The sequence below is a fragment of the Sporosarcina sp. Y1004 genome, from assembly GCF_057669665.1.
In genome coordinates, this window is record NZ_JBYHFQ010000011.1 from 1 (window position 1) to 12743 (window position 12743).

10 protein-coding genes and 2 pseudogenes are annotated in these 12743 nt (G+C 37.5%); 2 read left to right on the plus strand and 10 right to left on the minus strand.

Annotated elements, in window-relative coordinates; all coding sequences use genetic code 11:
* Positions 1-372 precede the first annotated feature (372 nt).
* From AC25Y6_RS09510 to AC25Y6_RS09525, 4 genes and pseudogenes are all read right to left on the minus strand, one after another.
* On the minus strand, positions 373-1854 hold the full coding sequence (locus AC25Y6_RS09510) for an aldehyde dehydrogenase family protein (protein ID WP_488142816.1): 1482 nt from the start codon (positions 1852-1854) through the stop codon (positions 373-375).
* A 164-nt stretch (positions 1855-2018) separates the two neighbouring features.
* Positions 2019-2636, minus strand: a pseudogene (locus tag AC25Y6_RS09515) (MBL fold metallo-hydrolase); the annotation flags it as partial.
* A gap of 147 nt (positions 2637-2783) precedes the next feature.
* Positions 2784-4028: a YeeE/YedE family protein gene (locus AC25Y6_RS09520; RefSeq protein WP_488139677.1), complete on the minus strand. Its 1245-nt coding sequence runs from the start codon at positions 4026-4028 to the stop codon at positions 2784-2786.
* Between the two features lie 390 nt (positions 4029-4418).
* Positions 4419-4628 (minus strand): DUF4181 domain-containing protein, encoded by a 210-nt coding sequence (locus AC25Y6_RS09525; RefSeq protein WP_488139829.1) that lies wholly within the window; start codon positions 4626-4628, stop codon positions 4419-4421.
* Between the two features lie 947 nt (positions 4629-5575).
* Between AC25Y6_RS09525 and gloB the strand changes: the two genes are divergently transcribed.
* Positions 5576-6199: a hydroxyacylglutathione hydrolase gene (gene gloB / locus AC25Y6_RS09530; RefSeq protein ID WP_488142817.1), complete on the plus strand. Its 624-nt coding sequence runs from the start codon at positions 5576-5578 to the stop codon at positions 6197-6199.
* An 814-nt stretch (positions 6200-7013) separates the two neighbouring features.
* Positions 7014-7394, plus strand: a complete 381-nt coding sequence (gene gloA, locus AC25Y6_RS09535; RefSeq protein WP_488142818.1) for a lactoylglutathione lyase — start codon at positions 7014-7016, stop codon at positions 7392-7394.
* An 83-nt stretch (positions 7395-7477) separates the two neighbouring features.
* Here gloA and AC25Y6_RS09540 read toward each other — a convergent pair.
* The 6 genes and pseudogenes from AC25Y6_RS09540 to AC25Y6_RS09565 all read right to left on the minus strand — a co-directional run.
* Positions 7478-7762, minus strand: a pseudogene (locus tag AC25Y6_RS09540) (23S rRNA (uracil(1939)-C(5))-methyltransferase RlmD); the annotation flags it as partial.
* Between the two features lie 691 nt (positions 7763-8453).
* Positions 8454-8747, minus strand: a complete 294-nt coding sequence (locus AC25Y6_RS09545) for a YhjD family protein (protein ID WP_488142819.1) — start codon at positions 8745-8747, stop codon at positions 8454-8456.
* Between the two features lie 256 nt (positions 8748-9003).
* Positions 9004-9201 carry a hypothetical protein gene (locus AC25Y6_RS09550; RefSeq protein WP_488142820.1) on the minus strand — a complete coding sequence of 66 codons (198 nt, stop codon included), beginning with the start codon at positions 9199-9201 and terminating at the stop codon, positions 9004-9006.
* A gap of 198 nt (positions 9202-9399) precedes the next feature.
* Entirely contained in the window at positions 9400-9753 is a 354-nt protein-coding gene (locus tag AC25Y6_RS09555; RefSeq protein WP_488142821.1) for a hypothetical protein, read from the minus strand.
* 705 nt (positions 9754-10458) lie between these two features.
* Positions 10459-11433, minus strand: a complete 975-nt coding sequence (locus AC25Y6_RS09560; protein WP_488142822.1) for an ornithine cyclodeaminase family protein — start codon at positions 11431-11433, stop codon at positions 10459-10461.
* Positions 11434-11473: 40 nt separating this feature from the next.
* Positions 11474-12742 (minus strand): aconitase X, encoded by a 1269-nt coding sequence (locus AC25Y6_RS09565; protein ID WP_488142823.1) that lies wholly within the window; start codon positions 12740-12742, stop codon positions 11474-11476.
* Between the last annotated feature and the right edge of the window lies 1 nt (position 12743).

The following is a 12743-nucleotide window of genomic DNA, read 5'->3' on the forward strand; positions in this document are numbered from 1 at the left end:
CAAGACCCCGAACATCCTTCAAACAGGAATGCTGCCCCGTTAGTTGAATAACATTATTTCGCAATCTTCAATATACTTTAGCATAGATTTCTCAACTTCCTTCTATATTTTTCTTTCCAATATCCAATTAGTAAGTGTTTTAACAACGAAATTAACAAAGGCACATATATTTATGCGCTGCTGTTAATTCCTGTGCCAATTGTGGTACCAATTCATCAATATAAAGCATCTAAATGTTGATGCAACAACAAAAACAGGGACACCAATTCATATGTGAATTGTGTCCCTGAACTCTGTGTTTTTTAATGTTTTCTCCCCATCAACCGAACCCGTTAGTAATTTCACGTTTGCTTTTTTATTTTTCGAATTTAATTAAAACATACCATTGGTTCCTTCGCCTAAGTTAATGATAATATTTTTAGTTTGCGTGTAAGAATTCAGAATCATTTTATGAGTCTCTCGACCTATACCTGATTTTTTAACTCCGCCGAACGGGGTATGAGCAAAAAACAAGTGTTGTGCATTAACCATCATTCGTCCTGTCTCTACGCCTTTTGCGACACGAATACCCGTATTTAAGTTACTCGTGAACACTGCTCCACCAAGACCATATTCGGAATCATTCGCTAGTTCAATGACCTCTTCTTCCGTTTTAAACTTAATCACCGTTGCGACAGGTCCAAAGATTTCTTCTTGAGAGACTCTCATGTCATTTGTAGCCTCTAACAATGTAGGTTTTGTGAAATTCCCTTTGGAAAGTTCTCCGTCAGTTATTCTTTTTCCGCCAGTCAGAACTTTTGCCCCTTCTTTTTCCCCGATTTCAATGTATTCCAATACTTTGTTTAACTGGTTTTCGTTAATTTGTGCACCCATCTGTGTGCCTTCTTCCCACGGAAGACCAACTTTCACATTTTCAAATTTATCTACTAACGCTGCAATGAATTTGTCATAAATACCTTCTTGAACAAAAATTCGGCTTCCTGCTGAACATACTTGACCTTGGTTAAATAAAATCCCCATCGCAGCACCAGAGAGTGCTTGTTCAAAATTTGCGTCATCGAAGATGATATTTGCCGATTTACCACCGAGTTCGAGGGTAGCTGGAATCAATCGTTCAGCTGCTGCTTTCGCCACTGTTTGTCCTACTTCAGTTGAGCCAGTAAAAGCAAGTTTTGCAAAGCCTTCGTGGTTTAACATATAATCGCCAGAGTAAGAACCTCTACCTGTGATAAGGTTGAAGACGCCAGGAGGCAAGACTTGATCCAAAATTTTAGCGAATTCTAATACACTAAGAGATGTAGTAGATGATGGGTGGAACACAATCGTATTTCCAGCAGCAAGTGCAGGTGCGATTTTCCATGCCGCCATAAGCAGCGGGAAGTTCCATGGTACAATTTGTCCCACAACACCGATAGGTTCTTGAAGTGTAATTGTAATAAGCTCATCTGTTAACTCTTTTGCTGTACCGTCTTCAGAACGAATGACGCCTGCAAAGTAGCGGAAGTGATCAATTGATAATGGAACATCAGCATTCATCGTTTCACGAAGAGGCTTTCCGTTATCTAGCGTTTCTACAAGTGCAAGTTTCTCTTTGTTTTCTTCCATTAAATCAGCGATTTTAAGTAATAAATTACTTCTTTCTTCTACACCGATTTTCTTCCATGTTTTAAAAGCTTCTGTTGCAGCAACTACTGCTGCGTCAACATCTTCATGAGTAGCGTCAATGAATGTCGCTAATTTCTCTCCATTACTTGGGTTAATCGCATCTAATTTTTTACCTTCTGAACCGTTCGTCCATTCACCGTTGATGTATAACTTGTATTCCGAATCAATCACATTTTTAATATTTGTCATGATGGTATCCCCACTTTAGATGTATTTTTGGTAACGAATTCATTATATTGCTTTTTTTCACATAATTCAATGGACTAAAGCACCCGTTAGCACAACAACAACAACAACAACAAAGTTTACATAGATTATTGTTAGAAAACTACCTAACGGTTCAAATAAAAGGCTTAAAACTGTATATTAAAAACATTAAATTTATGAATTCCTGTACCAAACTTAGTAAGTTTATTTTCTCTTAAAAACTTAACTGCAATTTTTACCTATTCTAAAATTTTTGGTTCAAGCCCTAAAGTGTTATGTGATCCGTAAATCATTGAAACATTTGGTATCTCTGAAATCCTTTCCAATGAATTGACTAAATCCACAGGGCTTGTTGATGGGTAAAAAGCGTATATTGGGGTTTCATCATATAGTAAATCCCCTGTAAATAGATAACCATTTGTTTCATCAAAAACAGATATATGTCCAGGAGTATGATAAATAATTAATGTCCTATTCCCTAAATTAAATACATCTCCGTATTTTAACAAACCTGTTGGTTCCCCTTAAAATGGTCGAGATGTGTCGAGATTAAAAATTTTCGGTATAGGTAATGTTATATCTCTACTTACTTCTTTTCGTATCTGTTCGATCGATAAGTCTTTTATCCCGTTGATTAACCAATCTCTATCTCCTTCGTGGACATAGATTTCTTCAAATTCGCCATGACTTCCTATATGGTCTGTGTGAACATGTGTTGTAATAACTTCAATCGGTAAAGCAGTTAATTGGTCTGTAATTCTTTCCCCATAAAACTTCATTAATATCGTGTGTTTATCATATACTATTTTTCCATTATAAGGGGGCTGATCACTGTCACTTCCAGGTTTTTGTCGAAAGGAAAATAAAAAGGCTAGAACCGTCATCGGTTCTAGCCTTTTTATTTGTGTACGCTAACAGAATAAATCTGATTTCTTCGGGTTGGTCATACCAAACAAAGGGCGGATAAACAATGCTAATCCCGTTCCTAACATTGCCATAATAGCCCAAACCCAGCCGTGTAAGCTAAATGATGCAATCCCGCCGAAGTATGCGCCGATATTACAACCGAATGCGAGGCGAGAGCCGTATCCCATCAAGAGTCCACCGACAATCGCTGCAGATGCAACGCCAGGCTTAACCTTTTTTGGCTTAAAATTCCCTTGGGCTGTTGCTGAGATAAATGCACCTAAGATAATACCAAAGTTCATTACGCTTGTTGAATCGGCTAAAACAGATTGATTCAATGCTTCACCGGCGGCTCCTGTAAAGTAACCCCAGCTAGCCACGTCAACACCGACGAAATCTAAAGCTTTACCACCCCATAGAGCAAATGCAGACGTAATTCCCCATGGTTGACCACGTACGGAAAGAACAGCAGCATTTAAAACTGCTAGTACAATACCTGCACCAACTAATGGCCAAGCCCCACGGAAGAACCGTTTTACCCCTGTTGTAGTAGCAAGTGGTTTCATCATTGGTGGCTTTCTTTTTTTCGCGAACCGCGCCAACGCGAAATAAATCAGTGCGAAGAGTGCCAATTGTACGATCCAAGCACCAGAGAATCCGAGACCAGTCGATTCAGCAAGAGAAAATGGCTCGAGCGATGGCGTTCCCATCCAAAATGGAAGATGATACGCACCTAATGTTGATCCAGCGATAAAAGCAATTAGTGTGAGGATCATCGACGATCCACCACCACCAAGATTATATAATGTTCCTGAAGCACAGCCATTTCCTAGCTGCATCCCAATTCCGAACATAAATGCACCAAAGATAACGCTCAATCCAACTGGAGAAACATAGCCCGTAGGAGTAACCCCAGTAAAACTGAATCCAGTAGCTAAAATGATTGCAAATAATGTGGAGGCAACGGCAAGCATAACCATATGTGATTGAATACCTTGCACATTACCGACAGACATCAGTCTTCGAAAGGCTGATGTAAACCCAAATCGGGCATGAAGTAATGTTGCACCAAGCGCCAAACCTAGAATATATAAGACTCCTTGAATCCAGTCGGCCGTACCGACAATCGCAATAAGTAACACAATTGCTGCAAGAATTCCTCCACTCAACAGAGGTTTTTGTACTGGATTTAGCTCCGTTATAACGGTTGTTGGACTGAAATTAAATCGCTTTACTGTTGTTTGTTCCATCTATATACCCCATCTCAGATTAACTTACTTGGCATTAATACTATCGTATTTTGATAGAAATGTAAATGGATGGGTCGGAGGGCTGGGGCGGTGCCTGTAGTCAAGCTCCCTAAAAATGAACAAGTAGAAAATTCGATCTAAATATTTTAGTCATTTCAACTAAATATTTTTGTTAAACTCTTCTGCCATATTTTGAATTCAGCAAAAAAGGTGCTTCTCCTTCTTTAAGGATGGCACTCGTTAGTTGAATAAGAACAACGACTCTAATTCAAGAATCTCGCCCGATTCTTGAATTACCCTCTTCTAATAAAAGTTATACAATCGATTCATCGACATAAATAACTTGAAAGACTAGGGTAGATAACCTTCCGAGAAATAGATAACTAAAAACTAAGCAAGAAACATCGAAGCACCAAAAAGTTGATAATAATACGACTTTTCTTCCCGATTAAACGTCCAGAGCTCCAATCCTCTGATTACTTGAACAGTGAAAAAATGTACAGCAATAAGTTTTGGAATGAAGGTCCGAGAAAAATTCGCTGGATCAGCAAGATTTATATAAACAATTGCAATGACTGTGAATGCAACGATTGAGGTAATTTCTGTTTTTCGAAAATGTGCCTAACCCTTAGTCTTAAAAAACAATTTGCGGTTTCCCCCTTCCGTAAAAAGACAATAAAAATAACACGTTTCATTCAATGGCTGAATGAAACGTGTTTTGTGTAGTTTAATACAGCATTAATTGATTCAGTACATATCTTAGGTAAACAATGGATCAAACGTTTACTTGAACCGTCTGAAATTGGTAAAACTGCAGTATTCTAAGCCTCTGAAGGCGCTGGTGCTATTACAGGTGAATCCATTCCTGTAACTGGTGGTATGTAATCAGCTTCAAAAAAATTGTTACAAACAAAGGCATCCGAATCTGGATGCCTTTTTGATTTTAAAATATAAATTCACTCTAGTATTCGCGACTATTAAGGAAATGAAAAGAAACTTCTCTATTCCTAATTCACACTACAACTCCAACCACGCAACACACTCTACGTGGCTTGATTGGTAATCGCAGATATATGGATGTAGTAGTGTGTACCTAAATTAGTGAATTACCATGTCTTTATGCAATAAATCCTATAATGAAAATTGTTGTACCAATTTGGTTGCATTATCTCTATTATCATTCTAAAAGTAAAATGTCCAAAAACAATTCTTTAATACCGGAATTATCACTTCTGAGTAATACGGAAATTCAACACCAATGGTTGAATGGCCATAATAATAACTTCATTAGTATTTTTTCACTAATGAATTTAGACTTTTCCATGCAATTGTTTCGAGAATACAAAGAATTCAAAACACCTATGGTTCATTAAAAGAAGTTGACAAGATTAAGGATTGAATTACAGACAGAGAAGGTTGATCTCCTCCATGTATATTAATAATCTCCATGTTATGATAGTGAGGTAAACCAAAACTTGTCAGCGGAAGGAGGAAAAACTAGTCTCCAAGCCGCAAATCAGATATATGAAAAGAGGAGGAATCGTAAGGTGATTATTCATCCAATCAAAGCCTTTGCTGATAATTACATATGGTGCATTCAAGAAGAAACAGAGGCAGTTGTGGTTGATCCGGGAAAAGCGAATGGTGTCCTTGATTACCTCGAAGAAAAGCAGCTTCGCTTGGCGGCCATTCTTTTAACGCATAAGCATGAAGACCATATCGGCGGGGTACTGGAGATTATGGCGAGACATCCAGAAAGTCAGATTTATGGACCGAAAGAAACGGAGGCCTTGGCGAATCGTGTTGTAGAGGAAGGGGACACCTTTAACTTGTTGGGCCAAACTTTTCAAGTCTCCGAAACGGGGGGGCATACACATGGCCATATCAGTTTTTTAATGGGAAATAATCTCTTTTGCGGGGATGCCTTGTTTTCAGCAGGATGCGGTCGAGTTTTTACCGGTGATTACGAAGCTCAATATGAAACCTTGCAGAAATTTAAACGCTTGGATGATGATATAAATATTTATCCTGGTCACGAGTATACCGAAATTAATTTACGTTTTGCATACGACATGCAGCCGGATAATGAAAAAGTTTCCAAAGTATTGGAAGAAGTCCGTGAATTGCGTGCAAAAGGAGAGCCAACACTCCCGACAACGATCGGCAGGTAGAAGGAAATTAACCTCTTTCTGCAAGTGGAAACATTGGAGGACTTTATCGAATTGCGCAACGCCCGTGATGACTTCTAAGGGGATTCGAGTCGGAGTGTAGAAAAGGAGTTCAAAACAATTACTGGATTGCTTTTTGCCGAATGATAAATAGCGAATAATCAGTGCCTGGCACAACCCAAAATTTGTTAAGCTCTTTCGACAGGATTCGAGTTGTGACAGGCACTTTAAAAATATTCTTCAATAATCGGGCCAGATTGTTGAAGAAGTTTACCCAATTACCTTTTTCAGAGAAAAGTTTAGTTTAGGATTAATAACGATGAACGGTATCATAAATAGGAAGAGTGGTTTATTCAACAAAAGGGCGCAGTTGTAGAAGACCAAGCTTTAGTAAATAACTATTTTTTGAATAAACTGTATTTTCTGACGGAAGGATGCAGTAACTAAACATTAAAAGTAATCAACCTTATTTACATTGATCGACGACACCCCCATGATACCACCTTATCTATTCTGCATCATCTTGGCAGTATTATTAAAGAGCCTTTCCATTTAGAAAGGCTCTTACTCACTGTACATCCCTTATTTATCTTTTCTTACGAGTAGTGAACAGCACACCACGTGAATGATCTGCTCCTAACGTCGTATCATTTTCTAATAACGCGATAGATACTTATAATTTATGTCGGAATTAAGATACTGTTTTAAATCAGTAACAACCATTTTAAATAACAATTAACTTTATTCAATCGAATCAAATGTACTTATATAGTATCTATGATAAGATAAAATCAATAAAATTACGGAGGATGATAAAATGGACCAAGTGCTCGTTGAAATTTGTTTACGTGTTAGAGACATTGATGCTACTTTAGATTTTTATACTGAGCTTTTTGATTTTGAAGTAGCCAGTCGCAGAGAATTCCCTGAAGATAAATTTGATTTAATCTATCTAAATTCACCAGGTTCTTCAGTACAAATAGAACTTACTTACAATTATGATGCAGATCCATATGTTATAGGAAATGGTTTCAGTCATTTAGGTGTAACAGTAAATGATTTAGAAGAAATGCATAAAATTTGTAATGCTTCTTCTTATGAGACAGGTGAATTGAGAGGACTTTCAGGTGAAACACCTTCTTACTTCTTTGTTACTGACCCTGACGGCTATAGAATCGAAGTAAAGCGTAAGAAATAAAACGTTCTAAATACAAAAATGATTGTAAAAAGATTTAACCCTCGACCCTTTAATTACAAAATAGAGAAACGAGGGTTAGGCTTTTATTTTAATGTCGTGTCATTTCTCGTTAGGCGAGTGACTGTTTCAATATGACTCGAATGCGGGAACATATTCACCGGCTGAACTTCCTGCATGCGATATCCGCCATCTTCGAGTATGCGTAAATCCCGTGCCAATGTTCCTGAATTACAGGAGACATAGACAACGCGTTTCGGTTTATATTCCAAGATCGTCTTCAATAATTCCTCATCACATCCTTTGCGTGGTGGATTGACAACTAACACAACGTAACGTTAACCATCTGCATACCATTTCGGGATTATAGATTATCGGCTTCACGGAATAGGAACTTGCCAGGTTGTTCTTGGTTTCACTCAGGGACCATTCTACTAACTAAGTTTTTCAACATTAGAAACGTTACTTAGAATCGAATTATAGTAATAGCAAATTGTTAAAAAACCTCTCCAAAAAGATTTTCTAAATATATTCGCTAAACTTTCTGATGACGTTACGGTGATTTCTTAAGTACCCATTCCAAGAAATGCGATGTTATTCTATAAAATTCCGGCACTTCGTCATCACTATTATTTAATAAGAGGCGTAAACCCTCAGTATCTTCGAAATGGAGTGCATCACGTCCTGTATACTTAGTCAACTCCCCGTGTTTCCATCGAGCAATTCATTTCTATCCAATAGAGCGAGCTGTCATAAGATGGAACGTGTATCCCAATTCTTGAAATGGCATTCGTTACTTGTTTCGTACTTCCTACCACCGGAATATGAAAGTTAATTCTGTTCCGTTACTGCCAGTTAAATCTCCATAGAAAAAATAGTACATACTCGGATCATCTTGATTGACCGTTCTTTCAATCTACGAAGTTGAGTGCTTTTACATAAAACTGATTATTTTTTGGCCTTTCTGCTTAATCATCGAAATATCATGACGGCCCGCTATATTGTTCATCTAAGTTCCCTTCCTATCCGGAATAAACTCTGGACGAAACCCTCTATCCACTGTCATTTCTCATTCACAAGCTCTTCAGTCATTGCTAAGCACTCACTCATCAACTCTTCAGTTCGATTACGTAGACGGACATTTAAGTATTTCCGATGGTCCTGATATCCTTTATAGATAAATACGTAATCGGTGAATGTTACATCAGTCTTTCCCTTGATGACTTTCATGTTATTTCTGTTCAGATAGATGGATGTCTTTTCCAGTTCAACCTGGATGCTTTTTAGAGTTTCGTTAATTAATTTCAAATACGGGCCCTTTTCGAAAATTGCCCAATCACGTTCTAAAGATTCCACAGTTACCTGAAGTCGATAGGCCGTGATATTTTATTTTGTTTAGATTATCCGTTTACAGACGGGTCGCTTTCTGAATATCATACGCAAATGAATCATGTATTAACTGTTTTCCCATACAGTAGCTGTCCGCGTAACATCCCTAATGGGAATTGATCTAGTAGATTCCCCAGATACCTGAAGTCGATAGGTCGTGATAGTTAATTTTGTTTAGATTATCTGTTTAGAAGAAATCAATATAAAGCATTAATTTTACTTATTACTTATCGAATTCATTATCTTTTACCCACTCATTCAGCCACTCAATTTCACCCTGCGATAAATAACGTTCTTTCTCTTCTTCTCTTTCTTCTACAAGCTGCCAATTTACCTCTTCCCACTCCCGAATAACCTTTACTGCTTTTTCTTTTTCCAATTGCTGTCTGTTTTTGAATGGTATTATTTTAGCGATAGTCACCACTCCTTCGACCTAATATGTTTCTTCTATATTAAATGTTACAGGATTAATAATCAAAAAAGAAAAGAGCAAAGACCAGATTGGCCTATAGCTCAACTTCTTCATGTGATCTTATTTGTACATTATCCTTATTGATGTATCCTACCAAATATATTTTGGAATTTTACGCCTTGAATGTCTAGTCTTCTTTAAATACCCTTACTTAATCAATTTATGCAGGTCGTTCGTAGGTTTGCTTTTAATGATGTTCGATATATCTTCTTTCTCAAATACTCGACCATCATACAAATAACCCATCTCATTTACTTTAATCGCAACCTTTTCAATACTACCTATGTATGCGTATTCCTTGATAATTTGTTCTTCCAGTGTTTCCGGTTGGAAGGACTCGACCAAATCAACAAATCCCTGTAGGATTTCAATTTCTTTTTTTGCTGGATCTACAGTTTTCAAGTGTAATACGTTTACCTGACTTCTCCTTAAAATAAGGAATACAAAGGAAATTTGTGCCGTATCTCTTTCTGCATACGCAAAAAGTGTAATGACTTTCACGAGTGGTAACGGTGACTATGAAACAATTAGATATGTATTAATATTAACAAAAATAGAATCACATAGCAAAAATATCAGAAATATATAATGTAGTTACATCCTTTCACTAGTGTTGCATAAAGGTTGACTAGATTTACATTTATCGGATAATTGTTATTTTTGCGGAAAAGGTAAATACCCTAATATAGGTAGCGCTGTCCATTTGCTAAACATCTAGGCAGAGGCGTTTCCATTGTGTTGCTTTTAACCATCTGCTCAGCGGGAACAATAGAACTAGTGATTATTTGAATAGGAAAAAAATATATTATACAAAGTAAACAGAGGTTATATCCTTTAGTAATAGGCTTTCTGACTGTTTACTTTGCATAAGCCAGATTGCGGTGTCCCTCTTGTCGGAATATCATTCCAAACTGGACATGTGGAGGATGTATTCGCAATACTCTTTTCCTAGAAATCCGAATACAAAGAACCGTTAAAGAGAATTTCCTTAACGGCTCAAATCTGTATGTAACTATTATTTCCTCATCATATTCAAAAAGACCTTTGCCCTGTAAGTATTTCGTAGATTTTCAACTGCCATGACTTCGATGCGAAGCGGTTTCATGGCAATCATTTTATCAACCATCCATAGTTCTCTTGGACGAAAACCTTTTTTTAATAATCTATATTAATTATCTAGAATTCTATCCAACGTAGTAACTTGTTTTATAGTTTGAATTTCGTTCCGAGCCCTAGTTGTTTGGCTTTTTTGTATACATAGTTTCCTATGCACGCATCGAATAAAGCCATGCTAACTGATTTAAAAACTATGGGGCTCTTTATCGTTCTACTTGGTAGCATATTTTCATGGCTTAGCGCTTCGGACATCAAAATAACATTTTCCTCGTCAATCCAGCCATTAGTTATTGGGTCTATAATATCTCCGCACTCGTGTTTCCCATGTTCCGAATCAATAAAATAATAATCCGCCCTTCTAAATAGTGCTTCTGGGAGTTCCCTCATATTACTTTTATAAGATCCTACTCCTACAATTAACTTTCCATTATATAGTGTTTCTTCGTTTGGAAGAACGGGAGTCAACGACGTAGTTGCCGTTATGATGACATCAGATTTATCAAGTAGATGATAGACATCATTTACGGCAATAACTTCAACATCACTTCCCGATAGTTCTCGGAATTCCCGAATGAAAATTTTAATTTTTTCGGGAGATCGATTAAATAAATAGATTGTCTTTACCGAAGTCACAGTTATAGCAGCTATAAGCTGATATAAGCCTTGCAAACCGGTCCCAATTAATCCGACCGATTTTGCATCTTTCATAAAAAAACGCATAGCCACACCTGAAACTGCCGCAGTTTTTACCGCCGTCAATATTGTGCCATTAATAAGAGAAAGTGGATCCCCGGTTTCAAGATCATTGATAAGCACAACTCCTTGTGTCACAGGGCTTTTCCTTGCATTATTGGATGGGTAGGATGTCACAACTTTTAAACCGATGCAATCATCTACGAAGCAAGGCATGATGAGTAAATTATCCTCGCCATTAACTTCCGAAAATGTTCTCTTTGGCATGATATATTCGTTGTTTGAATAAGTGTTAAAAGCACCTTCCATAACATCGATAGCTTCCCGCATTGAAAGGGATTTTTTAACGTCATCCCCTGATAGTAATAGCAAAATCTTGCCTCCTTCAAAATAAACGTTCTACTACTTGTTTTTAGATTGCCAGCCAATCCGGTTTTTCTATAACTGGTTCACCAATAATTGATGAGTTGACACAATCTCTCATATTTCCAAAATAAACACCTTTGTTTACAAGCCCAGGCCCATAATGTGCAAATTTCCCTGAATTCGTCATGATCGTTTGTATTTTTTCCGAAAACATTCTTTTATTTAGCATACACAAACAAAAATCTGTACTAAATCGAGCCCCAAAATTTTCAATCCTCTCGATTAATCCCAATTCCTCCGCTTGATTGTAGACGAACGTACTTGTTGTAATAAGAAAATCTACTGTTGGATTCAATCGTTTCCCTTCAATCAAGTTTGCCAGTTCTCTACATTCATCTAAAGTAAAATGTGGACTTCCCATGACGACTAAATCCAACTTCTTTTCGTCACTAGTTGATAGCTGTTTCCAAACTGTCATTAAATCCTCTTTAGTTACGAGGTATACACTTTTAGGTTCTTTTCCTCCTAGTGCCATTTCTTTCGTTGCTGCTTCTGGAGTTACGCCAACCATGTGGTATAGCCCTACAGGTCCGGCTGTGGCAACAGTAGAACTGAACGATTTAAGTTCTTCCAAGGTCGGCTTAGTTTTAATTCCCTCAATGACGGGTATATTTTCACCCGTCTTCTTTCCTACCAAATAACCTAAAACTGCGTAAAATGAGGAATCTACTTTTTTTAGCTCTGGCACTTGCACTAAGAAGTTTCCAATTCGATTTTCATCTAAATGAAGCCCTGCTCGCGGAACTCTTCCTGTTATTGCTGCGCAAATGTCTAAAAAGTCCCCATGCCTATTTGTTCGTGCCCCTAAAACACTATTTGAATAGGCGATTGCATTTGATTCTGCCCAGACTATATCGTCGCCAAGCTTAGGTACATCCGGAAACACATAAGGCGTACAAGTAAAGATTGGTTTTGCTCCCATCTCCTCAAATGCTTTTGCCAAACGATCGGCGTTTTTCGCAAAGGTAGCATCAATCCCCTGTGACTTCCATCTTTTCCTGTCAACAGATATGGCGTTCAAAGTTGTTGGAACAGATACTTTTGCACTATGTTCCGCTAATGACTCAATCACCTTTAAACTTCCTTGACCAGTATAAATACATCCTCCGATATGGACATGTGAAATATCAATCAACTCTGTAGCACCTTGAATTTCAGCTATTCTTAAAAGAATTTTCATGGCAATTTGCTTTGCCTTTCCTTCTTTCCCGTCCAACATCTGCTGGTCTAAATCTGAAAGTTTTACTGTAGCCAAC